Annotated in this window: 20 protein-coding genes; 3 read left to right on the forward strand and 17 right to left on the reverse strand. The window is 30.0% G+C overall.

Annotation, left to right across the window (positions count from 1 at the left end; all coding sequences use genetic code 11):
- Positions 1 to 606: 606 nt before the first annotated feature.
- From Ccar_RS11130 to Ccar_RS11145, 4 genes are all read right to left on the reverse strand, one after another.
- Positions 607 to 1,098, reverse strand: a complete 492-nt coding sequence (locus tag Ccar_RS11130; RefSeq protein WP_007061231.1) for a hypothetical protein — start codon at positions 1,096 to 1,098, stop codon at positions 607 to 609.
- Positions 1,099 to 1,322: 224 nt separating this feature from the next.
- Positions 1,323 to 1,922 carry an undecaprenyl-diphosphatase gene (locus Ccar_RS11135; RefSeq protein WP_007061230.1) on the reverse strand — a complete coding sequence of 200 codons (600 nt, stop codon included), beginning with the start codon at positions 1,920 to 1,922 and terminating at the stop codon, positions 1,323 to 1,325.
- Positions 1,923 to 2,005: 83 nt separating this feature from the next.
- Positions 2,006 to 3,379, reverse strand: coding sequence for a L,D-transpeptidase family protein (locus Ccar_RS11140; protein WP_007061229.1), 1,374 nt, complete (start codon positions 3,377 to 3,379; stop codon positions 2,006 to 2,008).
- A 242-nt stretch (positions 3,380 to 3,621) separates the two neighbouring features.
- Positions 3,622 to 4,881, reverse strand: coding sequence for an Nramp family divalent metal transporter (locus Ccar_RS11145; protein ID WP_007061228.1), 1,260 nt, complete (start codon positions 4,879 to 4,881; stop codon positions 3,622 to 3,624).
- Positions 4,882 to 5,107: 226 nt separating this feature from the next.
- Between Ccar_RS11145 and Ccar_RS11150 the strand changes: the two genes are divergently transcribed.
- The gene (locus Ccar_RS11150) at positions 5,108 to 5,614 is read left to right on the forward strand and encodes a ferritin (RefSeq protein ID WP_007061227.1); all 507 of its coding nucleotides are present in this window, start codon (positions 5,108 to 5,110) and stop codon (positions 5,612 to 5,614) included.
- 107 nt (positions 5,615 to 5,721) lie between these two features.
- Here Ccar_RS11150 and Ccar_RS11155 read toward each other — a convergent pair whose 3' ends face one another.
- On the reverse strand, positions 5,722 to 6,396 hold the full coding sequence (locus tag Ccar_RS11155) for a nitrite/sulfite reductase domain-containing protein (RefSeq protein ID WP_007061226.1): 675 nt from the start codon (positions 6,394 to 6,396) through the stop codon (positions 5,722 to 5,724).
- A gap of 47 nt (positions 6,397 to 6,443) precedes the next feature.
- Positions 6,444 to 6,863, reverse strand: coding sequence for an organic hydroperoxide resistance protein (locus tag Ccar_RS11160; protein ID WP_007061225.1), 420 nt, complete (start codon positions 6,861 to 6,863; stop codon positions 6,444 to 6,446).
- A gap of 371 nt (positions 6,864 to 7,234) precedes the next feature.
- Here Ccar_RS11160 and Ccar_RS11165 point away from each other — a divergent pair, with 371 nt between their 5' ends.
- The gene (locus Ccar_RS11165; protein ID WP_007061224.1) at positions 7,235 to 7,738 is read left to right on the forward strand and encodes a hypothetical protein; all 504 of its coding nucleotides are present in this window, start codon (positions 7,235 to 7,237) and stop codon (positions 7,736 to 7,738) included.
- A gap of 156 nt (positions 7,739 to 7,894) precedes the next feature.
- On the opposite strand, the gene Ccar_RS11170 is transcribed toward Ccar_RS11165, so the two are convergent.
- Genes Ccar_RS11170 through Ccar_RS11185 form a run of 4 tightly spaced genes read right to left on the reverse strand, consistent with a single transcriptional unit; the run spans position 7,895 to position 11,906 of the window.
- The gene (locus Ccar_RS11170) at positions 7,895 to 8,986 is read right to left on the reverse strand and encodes a GerAB/ArcD/ProY family transporter (RefSeq protein ID WP_007061223.1); all 1,092 of its coding nucleotides are present in this window, start codon (positions 8,984 to 8,986) and stop codon (positions 7,895 to 7,897) included.
- Positions 8,987 to 8,993: 7 nt separating this feature from the next.
- A complete protein-coding gene (locus Ccar_RS11175) occupies positions 8,994 to 9,203 on the reverse strand; it encodes a hypothetical protein (protein ID WP_034826554.1) in 210 nt (69 codons plus the stop codon).
- A 4-nt stretch (positions 9,204 to 9,207) separates the two neighbouring features.
- Positions 9,208 to 10,362, reverse strand: a complete 1,155-nt coding sequence (locus Ccar_RS11180) for a Ger(x)C family spore germination protein (RefSeq protein ID WP_007061222.1) — start codon at positions 10,360 to 10,362, stop codon at positions 9,208 to 9,210.
- Positions 10,359 to 11,906 (reverse strand): spore germination protein, encoded by a 1,548-nt coding sequence (locus Ccar_RS11185; RefSeq protein ID WP_007061221.1) that lies wholly within the window; start codon positions 11,904 to 11,906, stop codon positions 10,359 to 10,361. Before Ccar_RS11185 ends, Ccar_RS11180 begins: the two co-directional genes overlap by 4 nt.
- 263 nt (positions 11,907 to 12,169) lie before the next feature.
- Here Ccar_RS11185 and ytaF point away from each other — a divergent pair, with 263 nt between their 5' ends.
- Positions 12,170 to 12,772 carry a sporulation membrane protein YtaF gene (gene ytaF, locus Ccar_RS11190; protein WP_007061220.1) on the forward strand — a complete coding sequence of 201 codons (603 nt, stop codon included), beginning with the start codon at positions 12,170 to 12,172 and terminating at the stop codon, positions 12,770 to 12,772.
- Between the two features lie 426 nt (positions 12,773 to 13,198).
- Here the strand turns inward: ytaF and Ccar_RS11195 are convergent, their stop codons facing one another.
- The 7 genes from Ccar_RS11195 to arsA all read right to left on the reverse strand — a co-directional run bounded on the left by Ccar_RS11195 (position 13,199) and on the right by arsA (position 22,701).
- Positions 13,199 to 14,119, reverse strand: a complete 921-nt coding sequence (locus Ccar_RS11195) for a ketopantoate reductase family protein (protein ID WP_007062935.1) — start codon at positions 14,117 to 14,119, stop codon at positions 13,199 to 13,201.
- 100 nt (positions 14,120 to 14,219) lie between these two features.
- Positions 14,220 to 15,152 (reverse strand): metallophosphoesterase, encoded by a 933-nt coding sequence (locus Ccar_RS11200; protein ID WP_007062934.1) that lies wholly within the window; start codon positions 15,150 to 15,152, stop codon positions 14,220 to 14,222.
- A 138-nt stretch (positions 15,153 to 15,290) separates the two neighbouring features.
- Positions 15,291 to 16,682, reverse strand: coding sequence for a L,D-transpeptidase family protein (locus Ccar_RS11205; RefSeq protein WP_007062933.1), 1,392 nt, complete (start codon positions 16,680 to 16,682; stop codon positions 15,291 to 15,293).
- Between the two features lie 230 nt (positions 16,683 to 16,912).
- Positions 16,913 to 18,007: a GerAB/ArcD/ProY family transporter gene (locus Ccar_RS11210; protein WP_007062932.1), complete on the reverse strand. Its 1,095-nt coding sequence runs from the start codon at positions 18,005 to 18,007 to the stop codon at positions 16,913 to 16,915.
- Between the two features lie 31 nt (positions 18,008 to 18,038).
- Positions 18,039 to 19,202, reverse strand: coding sequence for a Ger(x)C family spore germination protein (locus tag Ccar_RS11215; protein WP_007062931.1), 1,164 nt, complete (start codon positions 19,200 to 19,202; stop codon positions 18,039 to 18,041).
- Positions 19,203 to 19,205: 3 nt separating this feature from the next.
- Positions 19,206 to 20,828, reverse strand: a complete 1,623-nt coding sequence (locus Ccar_RS11220; RefSeq protein ID WP_007062930.1) for a spore germination protein — start codon at positions 20,826 to 20,828, stop codon at positions 19,206 to 19,208.
- A gap of 127 nt (positions 20,829 to 20,955) precedes the next feature.
- Complete coding sequence (gene arsA / locus Ccar_RS11225) at positions 20,956 to 22,701, reverse strand: arsenical pump-driving ATPase (protein ID WP_007062929.1); 1,746 nt, start codon at positions 22,699 to 22,701, stop codon at positions 20,956 to 20,958.
- Between the last annotated feature and the right edge of the window lie 21 nt (positions 22,702 to 22,722).

The following is a 22,722-nucleotide window of genomic DNA, read 5'->3' on the forward strand; positions in this document are numbered from 1 at the left end:
CTTTTCTGTTTTCAAATTATTCAATTTATACAATATTCTTTCTTCATTTTATATAATCATTCCAATATTGTCAATAACGACATAAACAATAAAAAGTATCCTCTCCTACAGAATTATGCGAAAAAACCTCAACTAGCTACAACTAACTACAAATAACTACAACTTTAAAGCTAATTTTACCTAGTATAGATTTTCTTTATCTATTTTTATAAAATCTAATTTGAAAATTTTATGATGCCTATTTGATTTTTTTCCAACAACTTATAATGAAATTGTGAAACGTTTAACCTTTGTGTAATCATTTGTTTCATAAAATAAACAATTTCGAAATTTAACGTTATATCATTAACTAAGTCGAAATAACTAACCTTTCTTATGTAACTTTCTTATATCTTTTAATACTTGTTCGATCTCATATTTTTAAAAATTACACTTGAGAAATTTAGCATCTTATACTTGCTAAGTTCTTAATAGAAAAATACTGTAGAATACGCTAATAAGCAACTTTTAACTGTATATTAGATATAATACAGTTGAAAGTTGCTTCTCTTACTTTCACTTACATTGTTTCATTTTTAAATAAAAAACTTTTCTCTTTCAAAACTTCTAACACATTACAATAATTTTATATGGTGTGGTTTGTGCTGGTATACTCATTGTAGTAAAACCATAAACAACAAGTAGATTGTGATTGGCAGGATTTTTAGTAAAAGCTTGATCATTTTTAAGTATTATCTTAGTACATTGTGAAATATTTAATTTTAATTTATTATCATTGCTCACCAACTGTCTGTTAAAATATGACACTTTCACTTTTTGATATTGTGTATCTCTTGCCATAACAATTGCTCTAAATTGAGGTGGAAAAATCATAGGAACTGGTGCATTTGCATCATAAAATCCAGTTACCATATCCCCTATTCTAAGCATTACATGATCTACAAAATAAGTATCTGGTGATACCACAAATTTTACTAAGTCTCCATATCTATTTTGTACAGATATTAATTTATAGCATCCTAATTGCTCTCCATTTGGTTGTACCCAAAAGTCATCAATCATAATAACTTTACCATGAAAAGATTGAAAATTTATCATTTTCCCACTCCTATTTAAACTCATATCTTATATAAATTATGCATTTTTTAAGCACTTTGTTACATAATACCCTTCATATTTTTAAAGGAAATAATAAATATATATATATAAGTGAATAAATTAACCATCTGATTAACAGTAGGAAATCATCTTTAACAAAAAATGCCAAGAAGTTTATCGCATACTTTTTAATATACGATAAACTTCTGAAACAAATTATATCATTAATCATTCAATATATTCTTACCTGTATTCTTACAAAATCCTGCTTTGCTAATTAACAACTTTTCAATTTTAATATAAAATTCTTGAATTTTGTTTCTTAATAGAAAATTATATAAATAGTTTGTAACAAATACCATAATATATGCACCAATGACATCTAAAGGATAGTGATTTCCGACATATACTCGTGAAAAACCTACTATTATTGATACTACTGCCATTATTCTTCCAAGTATTCTATTATACTTTCCAAGGCCTAAAGCTACACTCATAGTTCCTGCCGCATGATCGCTTGGAAAAGATGCATTTTTTGCATGTATTATAAGTAAATTAACTTTGTTATTCACAAAAGGCCTATCTTCATAATATATTATTCCAATTATAAAGCTTAATATTAAATTAATTGCTGAAATAATGCATGTGCTTATAGATACTTTTCTATACTCCTCATTTTTCTTAATAACACCTAAAACAAATACTAATGCAGTAATCGCCATAAATATATATGGTACATCTTTTGAAAAGAAAACCATTATCTTATCCAAAACTGCATTTTTGTTTGCTAAATCATTTATTAGTCTAAAAAACTCCATATTCATAATAAAAATATCCTTCCTGCTAAATATTGACGCAATACTACATTAACACTACTTTACAACAAAATCAAATAATGCCTTGGATTCTAATAATAGCAAATAATGGGAGTACCTTTCTCAATATTATCAAATATTGTCTTTGCCAAATAGTATGGTGAATTTATACAACCGTGAGAACCATTGGTCTTATATATATCCCCTCCAAACTCATCTCTCCAACTTGCATCGTGAATTCCAATTCCTCCATTAAAAGGCATCCAGCATTCAACAGGAGTACTATAATCTTCACCAGTTAAAGTTGCATTTTTTTCTTTATATTTCAAACTATAAATACCTTGTGGTGTTAAATCATTATTACTTTCATTACCTGTAACCACATCTCCTTGTGCTATTATTGCTCCATTTTTATAAAACCATAAATGTTGATTTGTCATATCTATTTCCACATAGGTATTCCCAATGTCATTACTATCATGAGAAAAGGCAGTTTGGATATAGACAGGTTCTTTTACTACAGTTTTTCCTTCTTTAATTGTTTTATTTAAATTTTGTATTTCCTTAGCAGTATTAATTGACCAGCCATAATCGCCTCCACTGATATTTATTGTTTTTCCTGAAGTTGTAACAAAACTTCTTGCCTTTCCTACCGTATTATAAGTATTAAACAATGAATTAATATAACTTTTTTCTTTTTGATCATCAAGCACAACTCCAAAATTTCCATCAATTTTAAGCCAATTATTTATTATTGAGCCATCTATAATTTCTTTATGATTTCCAAAAGTATATGTAATCTTTGAAGATATATATTTATTAAGAAGGTTTTTATTATCAATAGTTCTTTCAGATTTTGAAGTATATTTTGGATTTACATAGCAATTAGCTGCCTCTAAATCTATTGTATCTTCTCCACTAAATATTGCCTTTATTACCTTGTCACATAAAATATCTTTATTAACCTTATTTCCATTCACTTCATCTATAATCATATAACCCTTATCTGTATATTTAAAACCAGGTTCTCTAGGTTCAACTACATTACTGATATTGACACAAGAAAGCTTCCCAACCTTTTCTTTTAACAATTCTTCATTATATATAACTACATCTGTCATTTTCAAATTTTTTGTGCTAAAAAAAGCTGAAATCCAATTTAAAGGATTTTGTATATGTTTAAATTTGTCATATTTTCCTCCTGAATTATATCTTAAACCAATATCAACAGATTTAATTTGTTCTGTTTTACCACCACGCTCCTTTATATTTACTGTATATACTTTCAACTTTGATGTCATTTGTTCTTTTACTTCTTCAACAGTTTTGCCTGAAACATTGATATGATTAATTTCAGAACCAAAATAGAAATGATTTTTAAAATACATTGCTATGACAAGATATATACAAAGCGAAATAGCAAAGCCTATTACAATTTTATTATGCTTATTTTTTTCTTTTACCATAGTATTCCTCTTATAACTGCAACAAAAATTTTAAATTAATAGTTATTTTTAAAGTTAACAAACTCTCTTATAAATAATAGATAAACCCGATTTCATATGTTAATATTTATAGTCATTATATAACTCTAAAATTATTTTTAGCAATTAGAGCTGTTTAATACAAAAAAACTATCAGTTTTATTTTTACAAAACTGATAGTTTTTATACAATTTAATATTTTATCAATCCAATACACAACTTACTTATACATTTAATATCAGCATTAAGTTTAAAATTGTTATTATAACTGCAATTATTCCCAAAACGATTTTAGAAAATACATCATTAGAATATTTACCCATCACCTTTTTAGATGAAGTTAAATATATTTGCAGAAATACTGTAATAGGTAATTGTATGCTTAAAAACATTTGTGAATAAATCAAGCCTTTAAATGGATCTTCTATGAAAAATATAATTAAAATTGCAGTAATTAGCGTTGCTCCAACTCCTATTTTTGTATGTGGATCATTTATGTCATAAGGCTCCTTATATATACCAGCAAAAATACTTCCTGCTGCCATCCCTGCAGTTATTGTAGAAGATATACCAGCAAATAATAGTGCAATTGCAAATATCACTGCTGCTCCCCTACCTAACAATGGTTCCAGCATCTGTCTAGCCTGTCCAAGATCTGTTATGTTTATTTTATTAGAAAAAAATGTAGCTGCTGCAATCAAAACCATAGCACTATTAATAGCCCAGCCTACTATCATGGAAAATAAGGTATCTGCAAATTCATATTTTAATTGCTTTTCAATTATTGCTTCATCCTTTAAATTCCACTGCCTGCTTTGTATTATTTCTGAATGAAGAAATAGATTATGAGGCATAACCACAGCACCAATAACACTCATTATTATAGGCATAGCACCTTTAGGAAAATTAGGTGTAACCCAGCTTACCACAGCCTTCCCCCAATCTACACTAATAAATGCAAGTTCAATAATAAAAGAGATACCTATAAGAGAGACAAATCCAATTATCCATTTTTCAAGCTTTTTATAGGAATTAGTAAACAGCATCCATACAATTAATATTAAAGCCATGACACTACCAAGCTTTATGGGTATTTTAAATAACATATTAAGTGCTATTGCTGAACCAAGTATCTCCGCCATTGCAGTTGAAGCAGCTGCAAGTGTTGCTGTTATCAAAATACTTCTACTAAGCCAAGGCTTTAAATAAATCGAGGCTGCCTCAGATAGACAATACCCTGTAGCTATACCAAGATGTGCTGCATTATGCTGCAATATAATAAGCATTATTGTTGAAAGTGTAATAGTAAATAAAAGTGCATATCCATAAGCTGATCCAGCCATAAGGTTAGATGCCCAATTTCCTGGATCAATGAAACCAACTGTAACTATTAATCCTGGACCTATGTATTTAATAAAATCCAGCGCCATAAACTTAGCTTTATGTTCTCCAGTAAATAATCCTTTTTTCTTCTTTCTATTCATCACTTGCCTCCTCCTTCAATGTTATTAATCTTCTATAAATAAATATTATCACAATTAATAAATATTATCATCTGATATTGACTATTTAAATCATTTGTTGTAAAATTATTATAAAAATTAGTCGAATATACTTATTATGTATCTTCAAAAGTCACTTTTTATAAAATACTTTTTAGTATGGAGTATTTTATTATTTAATATATAAAATGAAAAAGGAGAGGATTATATGTTTAGTGAAAATTTAGCTCAAGCTTTAAATGACCAAATCAATTTTGAATTTTATTCTGCGCATCTTTACTTATCAATTGCTGCTTACTTTTCATCTATTGATTTAGACGGCTTCGCAAACTTTTTTACAGTTCAAGCTGAAGAAGAAAAATTTCATGCAATGAAATTTTATAATTACGTAAATGAAATGGACGGAAGAGTATTACTAAAAGGATTTGAAAATCCTCCTGTATATTTTGACTCACCTTTAGATGCTTTTGAAAAATCATTAGCACATGAAAAAACTGTGACTAAGAGAATTTATAATCTTTCTGATATTGCATTGGAAGAAAGAGAACATGCTACTTTAAGCCTACTAAGGTGGTTTATAGACGAACAAGTTGAAGAAGAGAAAAATTTAAATACAGTTATTAAGAAATTGAAAAGGATAGAAAACGACATGGCAGCCCTATATATGCTGGACTCTGAACTGGCTGCAAGGGTATTTGTTCCACCAGTTAACTAAAAATACCTTTGATAAATCTGCTTTTAACTATGGATATAAATAAAAAGGTTCTATCTCAAAATACATATAACATGATTTTTGAGATAGAACTTGATTATCTTAAAATCCTATAAATAACTATTAAGTTCTATTTGCTCTTTGAACACTTCTAGTCCTACTCTGTCTATGTAATCTCCTAATCTTTCTCTTGTGCCTGCATTTTCACTATATACTTGAATAACTTTTTCTATTAAATCATATATTTTTTCTTCTGATACAGAAAGTGCTATTCTATCTGCTATTCTTGGCTTGGCTCCACCTTTTCCGCCAACATAGAGCATCCAGCCTTTTCCGCCACCTATTAATCCTATATCCTTAAAGGCGCTATCAGCACAGCTATTAGGACAACCACTTACACCCATCTTTAACTTATTAGGTAATTCTTTTCCATGATATAAACTATCTAACTTTGCTCCAACTGTTACTGAATCTTGAAGACCTCTTTTACAAAAAGTAGTGCCTGGACATATTTTTATACTTCTTACACATAGCCCAATTGCTGCACCTGGGTCCATGTCTAAATCTTTCCAAACATTATCTAAATCTTCTTCTTTTAAGCCAACTAGTGCAATTCTTTGAGCTCCTGTAACCTTAACAGCTGCTGCATTGTATTTTTCAGCTACATCTGCAATAGTTCTTAAAACATCTGGTGTCACAATTCCTGCAGTTAAATGTGGTGCAATACTGTATGTTTCCTTATCTCTTTGCAATATTGCCCCTTTTTCTAGTAAATCCTTTTTCATTTTGTAACCTCCTGAATTTTGTTTTTAATAATATAATACACTATTTATTAGATTACTTCTATTTCTACATCAACATTTCCTCTAATGGCTTTGGAATAAGGACAGTTCTTATGAGCTATATTTGCATATTTTAAAGCTTTTTCTCTTTCTAATCCATCAATTGATACTTGCAATTTTACAGCTATTTTTAGTCCCTTATCCTCTGGATCTTCTTTTAAAGATACAATTGCTGAAACAGTAGTTTTTTCAAATTTTGTTCTAGTTTTTTGCAAAACAACTTCCAATGCACCATTAAAACAAGTGCTATACGCAGCTGCAAAAAGCTGCTCCGGATTTGTTAATTTTGTGTCTTCTCCACCTAATTCCTTTGGCATAGCTACATCTAAATTAAAAGACATATCTGGTGAATAAACTCTACCTTTTCTTGCTCCTACATTAATCATTGTTGTTTCATATAAAGTTTTCACAATTTTATCTCCTTTCAATGGCTTTTATTAAAATTTATCTTTTATTCAATAATTTATATTGTTTAATAATATTTATCCTAAAATTAGAATAACATAGTTTTACCATTAAATCAACTTATTTTTGTCATTTTCAACTCAACTTTCTCATCTACAAAATATAAAAATAATACTTACAATGTGCTCAAATTGCCAAACAGGAAATATTAAAAATTAGTATTCCATGGTTTTGCCTATAAATTGTCACGGCATTGTCACAAATAACCTTTATAATAAAAAAAGTAAAAAAACTTAGTGGATAACGTATTGTTATTAAATATGTGGATTATAATAGGAGTTTCCTTAAAAAAAGAATGTAAAGGATGGTAATATTAATGAAAAAACATAATTTTTTAAGTAAAACAACAGCTTGTTTACTTGTAATTGGTGTATCAATGGCCTTGTTTGCAGGTTGTCAAAGCAGCAGCAGTAATAGTGGAACAGCTAGTAATACTACACAAAGTAGCAGCAAACAAAATGGCAATAAACCCTCTACAGAGCAGATGAAGAAAAGAGTACAAGATAGTATTCAACCTCTAGTAACAGCAGGAACTATAACGCAAGCTCAAGCAGATAAAATTATAGCAGCATATGAATCACGTCCTGCAGGAAATGGACAGAAGAATAAACCACAGGATAATCAACAAAGTAGTCAACAGGGAAGTACTGAAAATAATGGCCAAAATAAACAAAGATTTAATCCTTTAAGTAAATTAGTAAGTGATGGCACTATTACACAAGCTCAGGCTGATGCTGTTACTCAAAAGATGAAGGAAAATTCTACACATAAAAACAACGGACAAAGTTCTCAAAATAATAATGGACAATCTTCTAACTAAATAATTTAAAATAACATAGATATCAAATAGTTAATTATAGATAATTTTTTATAATTAAAACTCAAGTAAGTATGGCAAAAAAATAATAAGGTGAACAGAACTTTTTCTTTCACCTTATATTCTCTATTGATTGAATACTTATATAAATTTATTATTTCAAACTGTTAATTTATTGGCTTTTCTTACCTTAATCTCAGCTAAAATCCATATAATAACGGGTAATATCACTTGGAAGGGAAAAGCATAATAAGAATAAACTTTAAAAGCCCAATATTCCATGGTCATAATATTATCATAAACTATGTAAGAAAAATAAATCATTAATAATCCAGTCTGTATCACTATTGATCTATAGTCACTTAGTTTAAATAATTTTCCAATACCTTTACATGAAACTAATAAGCATATTGAACTTTTTATAAGAGCTCCAAAAACAAATGTCATAGCCACAGTTACTTCTGCTCTTTGTATAAAATCTCCAACCCTAATCATGCTTACAGCTTCATAGGATGGAAAATAAAAATTGCCTACCTTATTGCCTAATATGGCAATATTCCTAATTGTAACAATAATTATAATGCTTGCTGAAATCAATACTCCGTAAAGATAAACCTTTAAAGGTGACTTTTTTGTTTTTAATGAATTAAATATACCTATAAATAAAACAGTTTCAGCAAAAGGAAATGAAAAAGCAGAAAATCCTCCCTTTAGAATTGAAATTATACCGTTCCCCAAAATAGGTTTAATATAATTTAAATGAAGCTGATGTATTGATATCAATTGTATCACTATAAAAGTAAAAAATATTAGTGGAATAAAATATGCAATAGTCCTTCCTATTACCTCTATTCCTAATTTAACAGCAACAATACACACTAATCCCAAACAAAATAAAGATACAAACATTGGTGTTTCCGGCATAGCCAATACATTTATAAATTCACCAAAGTTGCGAAGCACCAGTGCACCTAAATGAAAAGCATACCATATATATAGAAGAGAAATAATTTTACCCAGAGTATTTCCAAAAATTATACACAAAATATCAAATAAATCTTTACCTTGAAAAAGCACCAGTATTCTTGAATATACAAGTAACATAGGAATAAACATGATAATACTCGCTATTCCACTAATCCATGCATCATTTTTTGCTTCTCCACCAATGCCGATAATGAGTGTACTTCCAATAATATATATAATTAAAATGCATATACCTTCTTTGTCTGTAATTTGTTCCTTTTTCATCATAAACCTACTTTCCAAATATAGAAATAATAAACTCCCGGATTGGCTTTTCAGGGCTTGGAATATGCACATTTAAGCACAATAATATAGTAATTATAAATGAAAAAAACCCTAATGCCGCATTTGTCCAAAAGTCATACCAGAGCTTTTGCTTGTATAATGGCACAAATTCATAGATAGCCAGAAATGTATATCCTATAATTGCTAATACAAGCATACTGTTAATCACCCTCTTTAATATTTTTGGACAATGAAGCACTATTTTTTATATGTATTGTGGTTTTAACGTTTACTTTCAAATGTTTAAAAATTTCATTCCAATTATCATCAACACTATTCCATACCTGTATTTCATTTTCCCTGAGCTTTGCTCCAAATCCAAATATGTCTACATCATATTGCCCTTGCACTTTGGAAATTACAGTCTCAATTCGTTTTTTCAAATTACTTTCTGCAAATTTCTCTAATTTTTTTCGCTCTTCATCATCAATAAAGCTCTCCGATCCCTGTACTTCATCAATAGCAGCTATTGTATCTATCTCCAAATTAACTTTAATATCTTTACCATCTATAACAGGCTTAATTTTTGTCTTATTTTTGAATATTTCAAGAGAAACTACTTTGGAAGCTTCATTTTCTCCCATTTCCACATTTAGTATTCCTCCCTTAACTTCATTTCTAATAAAAAGCAACGCTTGTGTTTCCTCAGAATTTAGAAATCCTACCATCCTATCTTTTTTAATAATTGCAGCACCCATTACTTGAGGTACTGCTTTCCCATTAGTTTCCCCTATGTTTACTGCAGGAATTACTGCTGAAATTCCTTTAGCTGTTGATTCAATATCAAATTTCATAATATCCGTTGTAGGTGCCTTACTTAAGCTTTTTTGATTTTGTATCATTTCGTTCAATGCAAAAGATTTAATCTGCTCTGTATAATTTAATTCATTAAATATTTCCTTAGCAGAATTTCTTTGAGAAATCAACATATAAACATCCTCTCGTGTTTCAGCATCACGATTGTACCAATCAATAACTTTTGTTAAATCTTCACTGGCAATCTGATGACTTACTATAATAACCTTTGTATGACTCCAATAAAGTCTTTTTCCGTTTAAAGCTATTATATTTCTTGCAGCATCAAACATAGACTTTCCCTCACCAGTTATAATCTTTGATGCCATTTTTGATTGCTTACCTGGAGTAATCTGTACAATTTCAACGGTTATTTGAAATTGATCCTTACTTCCTTTATCAACTGCTACACCTGCAACAATTGACATTTTTTCTATTTCCCTATAATTCCAGCAGCCTTCAGCTAATATTGAATTTATAAAAATTATAAATGTTAGTACAATAATTTTTATTTTTTTCATTTAGCTTTTCTTCCCTTGTTTCTCACTGGTGATTCTCTTACTAGATTTTTAGCTGCTACTATTTTAGGTCTTAAAGTCATAGTCCACCATGGTGCACGAATCCACGCGTCCTGCCCATCATGATCTTTAGCTCTAGTCACATTCATCATATAAGGTACTCCAAAAGAGCGAACACTCATTAAGTTCATATATAAAACAATAAGAACCATAAGGAATCCGTAAATTCCCAAAAATGAAGCTCCAATTAGTAAAAGATTTCTCCAAATAATAGTTGCACCTATAAAATTCATATTAATCAATGTAGTCATTCCTGTTAAAGCAGTTATAATTATAACAGGAGCACTTACCAAATTTGCTTCTACAGCAGCCTGCCCTAACACAAGGGTACCAACAATATTTACTGCCTGACCTATTGGAGTCGGCATCCTAACACCAGCCTCACGCAAAATGTCAAATATAAAAAGCATTACAAATAATGATACTGATGTTGGAATTGGAACATTCTCCCTTGAAGCTGAGATACTTAATAACATAGGTGTTGGCAGCATTTCTTGATGGTAGGTTACAAGTGACAAAAATATTGCAGGAATTGCAACGGAGGTTACTGCAGTAATACCTCTAATAAGTCTATTCATGGTGGAAAAAATGTAATTATTATAATAATCCTCATTTGCTTGAAAATTTTCAACAACTAAATATGGAACAGTTAATACAAAAGGACTTCCATCAACAAAAAGCGCTATTCGTCCTTCCAAAAGTTTTGCTGCAATAACATCCGGTCTTTCGCTTGAGCCTACAGTTTCAAAAGGTGTGTAAGGTGCATCTCGTATAAGTTCTTGAATATACCCAGAATCAATAATTCCATCAATTTTTATATTGTTAAGTCGCTTTATAAGTTCATTTAATATATCCTCTGAAGCCAAATCTTCAATATAGCAAATACAAGTTTTTGTATTTGTTCTTTCTCCTATTTCCTTAAACTTAAATTTTAAATCAGGATTTTTTATTTTACGCCGTACCAGTGACAAATTCACCATAATTGATTCAGTAAAACCTTCCCTTGGTCCTCGAACAACCCTTGCAGAACTGGGTTCGGTAATTTGCCTTGACTCCCATCCTTGTGAACTTATAACTAAAGCTTTATCATATCCTTGAAGCAAAAAAAGAGTGTCTCCATAAATAACTGAATTTACTATTTTATTAACTTCAGTTTCCATATTCACATTATTTGAAACAATAACCTTTTTCTTTAATTCTTCTAATAGATTATTCCTTTCAATATCCTCTGATAAATCACTTCGCAGAACAGGTTGTATAATATTTTCGTTAACAATTTCTCTATTTACCATTCCATCAATATAAATAATGCAGCACTCTGCCGCTTTTAATCGTTTATTTTGAAATTCTCTAACAATTAGCATTTCATCATTTTTAAAAATATTTTTAAACAAAGATATATTGTTGTATAATGATTTATCTAAAACTCTATTTTCTATCTTGTTATTTTCTTGCACATTATTTGTGATTTCATAATTTCCACTCATAATATCACCCAAATAAATTATTTGCGTAATTTATGTTATATATGCACAAAATTCAATTTTCTGTTATACCATGATTTCTATAGTAATTTAACTTTATCATATTCCATATTATCTATTCAAAATTAAAATTGAATTAAAAAATTATAGTTGTAAAATTCAGTAAAGAAATTACCATTTTCCGTTTAATTATTACAAGCAATACTTGCAAGAATTATATATCATTAAATATATAAGTAAATAAGCTTAAAAAGGTGGTCTTAATTATGCATTTGATTTATACACTTTTCATTGCTCTAATTAACAATCTAGATAACATAAGCGTTAGAATTGCCTATAGTATTAGAGGTATAAAAATATCTACATCAAAGAACTTATGGATTTCTGTTATAACTTTTATTATTTCTTCTCTTGCTGCATTTTCTGGAAACTTTTTGACAAAAGTTCTTAGCAGTCGCATATCTTCAATATTAAGTATGCTATTACTTATAATTATTGGTTCATGGATTATAGTAGAGCCTTATTTTAATAAGGATTCTGAAGATAAAGTCAAACAAGACCCTTCTATATACAATGTTTTAAAAAAGCCAGAAATTGCAGATTTAGATAACTCCAAAGATATCGATTACAAAGAAGCAACCTTACTAGGTATTGCCATGTCTGTCAACAACATTGGCGGAGGTATAAGTGCAGGCATGATTGGTTTAAATTCAGTTTTAGTAGGATTGTTTTCAGCTATAATAAGCTTTTTAGCTCTATGGACCGGAAACTACATTACAGAGTTTTTTAATAAGAGGAACCTAGGAAAAAAAGCTACTTTTGCATCAGGAATTATATTAATTTTAATTGGAATAAAGCAAGTTATATGATTAAAAATTATGCTATGTAAGGATACAGTTGAAGTTTGGATTTTAACTTTCATTCCATGATATATGATAAGGGTGTCATCACGGCTAAATGTTTTAATTATTCTAAAGCTCGAAATTTTTGAAAACCTAAGAACTTTGTCAAACTCGGTTCCCTCAAACAGGACTAAAGTTCTAAGGCTTTCAAAAATTTTGAACTAAGAATAATACTAAAACAATTTAGCTAATGTGATGACACCCTTATCATATATCACTGCATAAAAGTTAAAATTCAAACTAGTAACTCCAAACGTACAAATATAATTAAATTATAATAAGTTATTTTAGTAATTCAAAATTATGTTTATAAATACCTTATAATGATTAAAAATCAAGGCAAATAATAAGTATTGAAAGCTGCAATTTTTTATATTAAAATTACAATAGTTACTACACAAATTTCTTTTCCATCTCTTGAACTTTTTCATACAGCCATTGATTTGTAGGAGTTGGCACATGATATTCTTTTCCTAGCTCAATTACTGTTCCAGCAAAAAGACCTACTTCTGTATTCCTGTGAGCCTCCATATCCTGAGCCATAGAAGGTAATCCTAATGGATTTAGTGTTGAAAGTACCTTTAACCAATATGTTAAATCAGATTCATCTAGGTTTGTACCTGCTTTTTGAGAAAGAGCAATAACCTCCCTCATAGCTGATATCATAACATTTCTAGGTTCGCCTTCTGCTTGTACACCACCATAATTTGTTGAAAATACTGCCACTGTCTGATTTACCCCTGTATTCATCATAAATTTCCCCCACATTTTATGCTTCATATCTTTGGGAATTTCATAAGGAAAATCTATAGTATCAAAAAATTTTGCAACAGAAGTAACCTTTTCAGACATTACATTATTATCTTTCTCACCAAAGCACAGCATTCCCATATTCTCATAATTCAGCTCATTTTCAAGCTTTACTGCATCCATTCCTTGTGCAACACAATAAAGCATTTTTTCCATTCCAAAGGTTTTTCCTATGATTTCTTCACTGGAAATTCCATTTAATACTGAAATAATAATTGTATTTTTTCCTACTTGTTTCCTTGCATCCTCCATAGCTTGCTGAAGCTGATTAAATTTTACAGAAAAAATTAATAAATCTACAGGCTCTTGCTGACTTTCTGGTAAAACATAATTAAAATCACAAGGCTCACCATTACAATAAATACCCTGCTTTTTGTATTTTTGTATACGATTTTGGCTTGCAATAATTCGAACTTGATCTTTGGATAATTTATCTGAAAAATACTTTGCATACATAGTTCCCAAAGCACCCAATCCAACAATTGAAACAGTTCTAATGTTCATTATTTAACATCTCTTTTCTTCTAACTTATTATTTTTCTCACATTATAACATATATAATAATAAAATAGTTGTGTCAAAAGTATACTTGGCACAACTATTTCTATTTAATAATATTTGCTTTATTAGTTCTTAAATCAAATTCTTCAATTGGTTTTGGACCTCTTAATACTTTTTTTCTTATATGGAGATCCCCTGATGGATCATATCGAATACTCCATTCAATTAACGTTATTTTTCCATCTACTATTTCAATACCTTGTATTCCACTTGCTCGTACGCAGGAGCCGTCATTGAAATATGGTAGTTCTTCAACTTTTGGAAAATGGGGCCTATGCGTATGTCCACAGATAACCATAATTTTGTTCATTTCAATCCAATTACTATAAATGCGTTCAATTTTATGAATCTTTTCAGCATTTCTTACAGGACTTGCAGGATTTATAAAGCCTATTGAGTGAAGATATCTCCAAAAATATCTTACCGTAAGCCTAGTAAAGTGCCATAACTTATCATTCATCCTGTCTCCTTGATGACCATGAACAGCCAATATTTCCTGTCCTGTATTTTTATGTTTAAAAACCACTGCCTCATATGGTGTAATCCCAGGAAATAATTCTACATCTTCCTGGTTATAATCATCATAGAATTTATAATAATTCTTTTTTACAAAATTCTTATACTTTAAATATATATTGTGGTTACCATATAACATAATCAATCTATTAGAATCAAAGAACTTTTTTAATAGAGAATATACCTCATCATGTGCCAACCTTATTGCTTTAAAATTAGAACTTTCCCAAAGTTCATCTCCATCTCCAGCTTCCACATAAGTATATCCATTATTAAAATAGAATTCTAATGCAAATAAAAAGATATTTTGATTTTTTGCAAATTCATCAGATGGTGTAGAATCTCCTCTATGACAGTCACTAAAAAATATATATTTAGAATTGTTATCAAAGTATTCAATTTTGGCATTTTTATAGGCTTCCGTCAACCTTTTTTCCGCTAGTTTCTTTTCCGATATCATAACGCACCTCTTTTAGGACTAATAAAAAACTTTCATATTGACATAAAAACAAAACTCCAATCTACTTCTTATTATTTCAGACTTTCCAACAATATATGCATCTTACATACTTCAATATTTTTAGTCTACGAATTGCAGTTAATAATGGCATACAACTGGAGTTCCTGCTTCAATATTATCAAATATGGTTTTTGCTAAATAGTATGGACAATTTACGCAACCATGAGAGCCATCACCCCTATATATGCTTCCTCCAAACTCACTTCTCCAGCTTGCATCATGAATGCCAATTCCCCCATTAAATGGCATCCAAAAGTTAACAGGAGACCTATAACCCGGACCAACTAATACAGCATTTCTATCTTTGTATTTTAAACTATAAATGCCTTCTGGCGTGCCATGATTGCTTGCATTACCCGTAACAACGTCCCCTTGTACTATAAGTGATCCATTTTTATAAAACCATAAATGTTGTCTTGATATATTTATTTCCACATAGGTATTCCCTATGTCATTACTATCATGAGAAAAAGCAGTTTTAGCATAGGAAGGTTCCTTTACTACAGCTTTTCCTTGTTTAATCACCTCGTTTAATTCTTGTGTTTCCTTATCAATATCAACTAACCAACCGTAATCGCCACCGCCAATACTTATTGTATTTCCTGACGCTGCAACAAAACTTCTCGTTTTCCCTACAGTATTATAATTTTTAAACAATGCTTCCATATAATTGTTTTCTTTTTGCTTATCAACTACAATTTCAAAATTTTCATTAACTTTAAGCCATTTATTTATTATGGAACCATCTATGGTTTCTTTATGATTTCTAAAAGTATAGGTAATTTTAGAAGATACATATTTATTGAGAATGTTTTTATTATCAGTAGTCTTTTGAGATTTTGAAGTATATTTTGGATTTATATAGCAATTATCTGCTTCTAAATCTATTGTAGTTTCTCCACTCTGTATTGCCTTTGTCACTCTATTATATAAAATATCCTTATTAATCTTATTCCCACTTATTTCATCTAAAATCACATAACCTTTATCTGTGTACCTGAAGTCTGGATTTTTAGGTTCAACTATATTATGCTTATCAAGACAAGAAAGCTTCTCCATCTTTTCTTTCAACAAATTACTATCATATGTAACTGCATCTGTCATTTTCAAATTTTCTGCATTAAAAAATCCTGAGATCCACTTTAAAGGCTTCTGTGCAGCTTTTAAATTTTTATATTCTCCTCCTAAATTATGCTTCAAAGCAATGTCTGTACCTTTGATTTGTTCACTTTTACTACCACGCTCTTTTAAATTCAGTGTATAGTTTGCTAGTTCAGCTTCCACTTGTTGTTTTGCTTCATCTACAGTTTTACAAGAAACATTGATATGGTTGATTTGAGAGCCAAAATAAAAATGATTAATAAAATATGCTGCCATACCCAAATATATAGCAAGTAAAGCGCAAAGAGAAATTACAATACCCATGACAATTTTATTGTGTTTGTCCTCTTCTCTTTTTATAATACCCATCCCCTTATAATAACAATTAAAAACCGAAACACATTACCATAATATGTAATTCACCTCAATTTTGTTACATACAATACTACAAAAAACTTAACTAAAAATGTGTATATTGTTTTACGGACATGGGATTATGCTTCCTTTATATAAAGCTTAAAGTCAAAAATAATAGGCTATAACACTGAAATAATACTTAATTTAGTGTTATAACCTAATTTTAAACTTTTTTATTATAATCAATTGCCTTTAATAAAGCTTCTTATCCACTGCACTAACAGCGCAATAATTGGTATAAACACTGCTAATGGCAGATGAACATATGTTAATGTTAACACTTGACCTATATATATATGTTGAGGATAGTTTTTCGCTATTAATAATGAAGTAATAAAAATCAATATGCTGAAGGGTATTGCTAGGTGTTTAGTATCTTTTAATTTTGTAAGCTGCGCAGTACCTAGCATTGCCCCATATGTAAATAAGCTTATTTTAATAAATCCACCTAATACCATAATAAGTATTAAAAATATATCTACTCTACTAAAAGATTCTCCTATATGCATCATACGCATAGTGTGCAGAAGGGGAAAAAGTGAGGCTGATGCAAAATTTACTCCAAGCACAGATATAAACATTATAGATTTTAATGTAAGAAGCATTCCTAGAAAAATAATAGCTAGTACTGCAGTTTTCCTCACCTTTGATTTTTCAACAACAGATGGATATAACATGGTTAATAATACAGCCTCACCATAAGGAAAGGTTATAAGCTTCCAGCCTTCTTTTAGGACAAACATTATTCCATTCTCAAGTACAGGCTTTAAGTTATAAAACTTTAAAGCACCTGGTGTAGTAAATAAAAATATCCATTGTAATACAAAAAATAATGTCAAAATAGGTAATATAAATTCTGATGCTCTGCACAAATCTTCCATACCTAAACGAACACTATATCCAACCATTAATGTAAGTAATAATGTAGTTAGATTAAAGGACATTTTTGGCATAGCAGTAATTGTTATAAGAGAGGCAATATCTCTTAGTACTCTTGCAGCTTCATATGCAAAAAAAACTATATACAATATGCTTAAAGTAATCCCTATAACTTTTCCAAAAACTTTAGGCATATATGTAACAATAGTATCCCCAGGATGTTTATTCCAGAGAGCTGTATACACAATTTGTAATATAATTGCTGGCAGCATATAAATAAACACTGCTATCCATGCATCCTGTTTTGCATTTGGAGTTACAAGAAAAAGCATTGCACTACCATAAGGTGCTAATACAATGGTGCAAAATAGTTGACTAGCTGATATTCGCATTTTCATAATATTACCTCTCATGAAATTATTTTCATTATCATTTTAACTGTTTAGAAATCATACCTGGAGCCTTTATAGTAGAATTTACTACTACTTCTACTTTTATATTTGGAAAAATTTTATTCCAATTACCTTCTAATTTACTCCAAGTTTTAGGATATTCTCTATGAATCACACCTCCAAAATCAAATATGTCTGCACTAAGTTTCTTTTGTGCTGCATTTAAGGCAAGCTTAACTTCTTTTTCTATGGCTTCATTTTGTAATTTAGCTAAATTATCCATTATCTTTGGATTCTTCATAGGATCTAATTTGCCAGGCATCTCCAATATACTTGATTCTGTTTTTATAGTTATTTGCATTGTTACACTATCATTTTCTACTATAGGTTTTATTTTGCTAGCTGCATTTAATAAAAAGAAGGTTATTTTGCTACTATCTAAAGCTGCTGTTATACTTCCATCTTTAACCTTACCTCTTATCCACTGCATACCGCGAGTTTCATTCATATTTAGATATCCAATAAGTTTATCTTTTTCAAATACACCAGTTCCAGCCATCTTAAAGGTAGTTCCATTATTATTCTCTTTATCTATATCAATAACACCCATAATAGGTGCAGCTGTCTTGCTTGATAATGCACTTATAAAATCTAATCTAGAAACTGCTGGTGAATATCCCTTAATTGATTGAAGTTTTATTAAGTCTCTTACTGAATGAGCAGGTATATTCTCCCCAACAGGTTGAAATTTCAATATTTCTGAAGCTGTACCTTTTGTTATAAGCAAAATACTATCTGGCTGTGTTTGTTGACCTCTAAGTATAGTGTCAGATGCTAAAGATAAACCAGCTTCGGCTAACTTACTACTAATAACCAAATATTCATTGTGACCAAGGAATAAATTTCTACCATAATCTGTAGACAAATGACTTAGAGCATCATATGGAGTATCTCCCTCAGAACTAAAAACCATAACATCTTTGGAAACTTGCTGACCGCTTTTACTTGCATTCTTGCTTTGTGATGACTCCTTTTCTGGATTTAATACTTGAAATGTTAATTTATATTTATTTTGTGGTGTAAGATCGTAACCTATTGCAAGTACTAATCCTAATTTTTCAACCTCCTGTTTTGTGCCCTTGCATCCTGCAGCAGAAAATACAGTTATAATTGACATGAAAATGCAAATTAATTTTTTCATAAACTACTCCTTATTTTTTTCTTCCTCAGCTTTTTTTTGCTCTTCCTTTATTGACTTTCTATGTGATTTAGTTTTTCTTTTAATTGATGATCTTCCTGTTATAAGCCAAGATCTCTTAAATTTAGTCCAAATAGGACGCCTCATAAGTAAATCTGGAAATTCCTCTGATATAAAAGGTGCTAAAGGTGCCATATAAGGTACCCCAAAAGAACGTTTAGATATAAGCTTCATAAATAATAATATTATTCCACAAGTTAAACCTAATAATCCGAAAGTTCCTCCCAGCATCATAAATATAAATCTGGGAGCAACAACCGCTGCATACATGTCTGTAGCTGGAATAGAAAAGGAGCATATAGCTGTAGTGGATACTACAATTACCATTGGTGTACTTACAATACCTGCCTCTACTGCAGCCTGACCTAATACTAAAGCACCAACCACACTCAGAGCCTGACCTACAGCTCGCGGCATTCTAACTCCAGCTTCTCTCAATATTTCATACATTAACAGCATTAGAAAACATTCAAGTAACTCTGAATAAGGAACTCTAGATCTAGCTCTTATAAAAGTAATTAATAAAGGTGTTGGAATAACTTCCTGATGAAAGGTTGTTATTGCCAGATAAGTTCCTGGTAAAGTAATAGTGAGAATAAAAGATAAATATCTAATCCATCTGTTAATTGTACCTGGAACAAATTTCAGATAATAATCCTCATTAGTTATCAAAAATTCTATAAAAAGAGACGGAACTGTTATAACTAAAGGGGTTCCATCAACAATAACGGCAATTCGTCCTTCTAATATTTTAGTTGCCACTACATCTGGTCTTTCCGTAGAAAAAATAGTGGGGAAAATACTTATAGGATCATCCTCCATATATTCCTTTATATAATTAGCAGCAATAATTGCATCTACATCAATTTTATTTAATCGTTCTTTTACTTCATTTACTATCCTAGGATTTGCCACAGTATCAAGATAAGCAATAGTAATGTCCGTTCTTGTTTCTCTCCCTATTTTGATAGTTTCCATTTTAAGCTTTGTACTTTTGATTTTTTTTCGTATAAGAGTTATATTAGTGGTCATAGATTCATTAAAGCCTTCACGTGGACCACGAATTACAGTTTCTACTTGAGGTTCCTCAATACTTCTGGCAGGTGCCTTATTAATATTAATTACCATTGCTTCATTTAATCCATCTATGAATAAAATAAGCTTTCCACTTAATATTGAATCAATAACTTTGTCCATATCTATATGTATATCTTCATCTCTTATTCCGAATAAGTACTTAGAATATTCCTTAGTTCCTGGATTATAGGTATATTCTTCACGCTTACTTGTGATTTTTTCAATAATAGATTCTTCTATGAGTCCTGCTTCCATCATATTATTTAAGTATACAAGCATTGCACCAAACTTAGGGTTATTTGTAATTTTAACTTCCCTAATAACCAAATCTGAGAAGTCACTAAGTATATCCTTTACAGCTATTTTGTTTTCTTGCAATATATGTGAAACTTTAGTTTTTTCATATTCATATGTATCAGTATCTTTATTTAAATCAGGTTTATCAGTATTTTTGCTCTTCAGTGAAAAGATATTTTTTAGGAAATTTAGCATTCAATTCACCTTCCCTAAACTTTATTATGTGACAGGGTAATATAATTATTCATAAGCACTGTATGATCATTAAAGCCAAAAAAATCAAGCTACAATTTTTATAGCTTGATTTTTCTCTTATAATAATTTATTTAATTAAATCCAGTAACCTATCACCTTTTATTTCTTTTTCTTTCCACTCAATAACTGCAAAATTTCCATCAGAAATTTCACTTACTTTATTTATCCAGGCTATCTCATTACTTGCTTTTGCTCTAAGAATATCATTGGTGGTATCCGTTGCAAACAAGCTTGAATTTATAACCCACCATTTACTATTAATGCCTGCTCTCTCTAAATCAGCCTCTAATCTCATAGCTTCATATACAGGTGTGGCTTCGGCTAAAGTAACAATTATAACTTCTGTTTCATCAGCATTTCTAAGCTTAGGTAAAAGCTTTTTAACTGATTCTGGTATATCCCCTTGTGAACGCTCAATTTCTTTATTGTAACTTTGGGTAGAATCTAACAGCAGCAATGTATGTCCTGTTGGTGCAGTATCTATAACAACTATTTCATTTTCAGATCTATCAACTATTTCTGCAAAAGCTCTAAATACTGCAATTTCTTGAGTACATGGAGATCTTAAATCTTCTTCTACATAAGCTAAGTCTTCTTCTCCCATAGTTTCTCTAGCCTTACTTAAAACTTCTTCTTTATATTTCTCTAATTCCTTCTTTTCATCAATATGACTTAAAGTAATGCCATAGCTATCATCTAAAACAAATTTCAAATGTGATGCTGGATCTGTAGTGGTTAAGTGCACCTTTTTATCTCTTTCTGCAAGACCTAACGCAATAGCTGCTGCTATGGTGGTTTTTCCAACTCCACCTTTCCCCATTGTGAAAATTACTTTTTTATTTGTACTATATAAATCATCAATGACTGTTTTTAATTTTAGCATCTTTTCATTATTTAAGGTTTCATCACTATATTTAATATTATCTTCCTTTAAAAAAGCTCTTACATTTTCAAGACCTGTTACATTATAAGGTCTTAATGGAATTTTATATGTGTTTAACTTTCTTAAATGTTTTGGAATATTTTTCAAAGCTTCTTCCTGCTTTTTATAAATTGAGCTTGAAAGACGGTCATCATGAATTTTTAAAACTCCATTAATAAGTAATATTTGATTATTCACTCCTATATCTTGTAGTTCCTTAGATGCCCTTTCTGCCTCCTTTAAAGGTGTTCTTTGTGGTCGTGATACAAGTATAAGTGTAGTCTTTTCTCCATCTGCTAAGGTTTTTACAGCATTTTTATATACTTCTTTTTTACTTTCAAGTCCTGCCAATTGTCCTAAACAGGATGCTCCATGTGTATTTTCACTTATAAAATTACTCCAAGCTGATGGAAGCTGCAGCATTCTTAAAGTGTGACCCGTTGGTGCAGTATCAAATATAATGTGTTCAAATCCTTTTTCTACTTTTTTATCAGTTATAAAATTAGAAAATTCATTGAAGGCTGCAATTTCTACAGTACAAGACCCTGAAAGTTGTTCCTCCATATTTTTTATTACTGCATCTGGAAGCTTTCCTTTATATGGCGAGATAACACTTTCTCTATATTCTCTAGCAGCTTGCTCTGGATCAAAATTTGCTACTACTAAATTTGGTACTTCTTTAATAGCAATTCCTTTATTATTTAACTCTGTATTAAATACATCCTGAAGGTTTGAAGCTGGATCTGTACTTATAAGCATAATTTTTTTTCCTTCATCTGCTAAAGCAACTGCAGTTGCACATGCTGCTGATGTTTTCCCTACTCCACCTTTTCCAGTAAAAAATATATATTTAGTTAACTCTAAATTTTCCAAGGAAAAATTCTTTACCATAGTTATCCCTCTTTTCTTTAA

This window comes from Clostridium carboxidivorans P7 (assembly GCF_001038625.1).
In the GTDB taxonomy this organism is placed as follows: Bacteria; Bacillota; Clostridia; order Clostridiales; family Clostridiaceae; genus Clostridium_AM; species Clostridium_AM carboxidivorans.

Excerpts from the sequence above, each read along its gene's own strand:
- Ccar_RS11130 (WP_007061231.1), bottom strand. The coding sequence starts at position 1,098 with ATGATAAATTTTCAATCTTTTCATGGTAAAGTTATTATGATTGATGAC.
- Ccar_RS11135 (WP_007061230.1), bottom strand. The coding sequence starts at position 1,922 with ATGAATATGGAGTTTTTTAGACTAATAAATGATTTAGCAAACAAAAAT.
- Ccar_RS11140 (WP_007061229.1), bottom strand. The coding sequence starts at position 3,379 with ATGGTAAAAGAAAAAAATAAGCATAATAAAATTGTAATAGGCTTTGCT.
- Ccar_RS11145 (WP_007061228.1), bottom strand. The coding sequence starts at position 4,881 with ATGAATAGAAAGAAGAAAAAAGGATTATTTACTGGAGAACATAAAGCT.
- Ccar_RS11150 (WP_007061227.1), top strand. The coding sequence starts at position 5,108 with ATGTTTAGTGAAAATTTAGCTCAAGCTTTAAATGACCAAATCAATTTT.
- Ccar_RS11155 (WP_007061226.1), bottom strand. The coding sequence starts at position 6,396 with ATGAAAAAGGATTTACTAGAAAAAGGGGCAATATTGCAAAGAGATAAG.
- Ccar_RS11165 (WP_007061224.1), top strand. The coding sequence starts at position 7,235 with ATGAAAAAACATAATTTTTTAAGTAAAACAACAGCTTGTTTACTTGTA.
- Ccar_RS11170 (WP_007061223.1), bottom strand. The coding sequence starts at position 8,986 with ATGAAAAAGGAACAAATTACAGACAAAGAAGGTATATGCATTTTAATT.
- Ccar_RS11175 (WP_034826554.1), bottom strand. The coding sequence starts at position 9,203 with ATGCTTGTATTAGCAATTATAGGATATACATTTCTGGCTATCTATGAA.
- Ccar_RS11180 (WP_007061222.1), bottom strand. The coding sequence starts at position 10,362 with ATGAAAAAAATAAAAATTATTGTACTAACATTTATAATTTTTATAAAT.
- Ccar_RS11185 (WP_007061221.1), bottom strand. The coding sequence starts at position 11,906 with ATGAGTGGAAATTATGAAATCACAAATAATGTGCAAGAAAATAACAAG.
- ytaF (WP_007061220.1), top strand. The coding sequence starts at position 12,170 with ATGCATTTGATTTATACACTTTTCATTGCTCTAATTAACAATCTAGAT.
- Ccar_RS11195 (WP_007062935.1), bottom strand. The coding sequence starts at position 14,119 with ATGAACATTAGAACTGTTTCAATTGTTGGATTGGGTGCTTTGGGAACT.
- Ccar_RS11200 (WP_007062934.1), bottom strand. The coding sequence starts at position 15,152 with ATGATATCGGAAAAGAAACTAGCGGAAAAAAGGTTGACGGAAGCCTAT.
- Ccar_RS11205 (WP_007062933.1), bottom strand. The coding sequence starts at position 16,682 with ATGGGTATTATAAAAAGAGAAGAGGACAAACACAATAAAATTGTCATG.
- Ccar_RS11210 (WP_007062932.1), bottom strand. The coding sequence starts at position 18,007 with ATGAAAATGCGAATATCAGCTAGTCAACTATTTTGCACCATTGTATTA.
- Ccar_RS11215 (WP_007062931.1), bottom strand. The coding sequence starts at position 19,202 with ATGAAAAAATTAATTTGCATTTTCATGTCAATTATAACTGTATTTTCT.
- Ccar_RS11220 (WP_007062930.1), bottom strand. The coding sequence starts at position 20,828 with ATGCTAAATTTCCTAAAAAATATCTTTTCACTGAAGAGCAAAAATACT.
- arsA (WP_007062929.1), bottom strand. The coding sequence starts at position 22,701 with ATGGTAAAGAATTTTTCCTTGGAAAATTTAGAGTTAACTAAATATATA.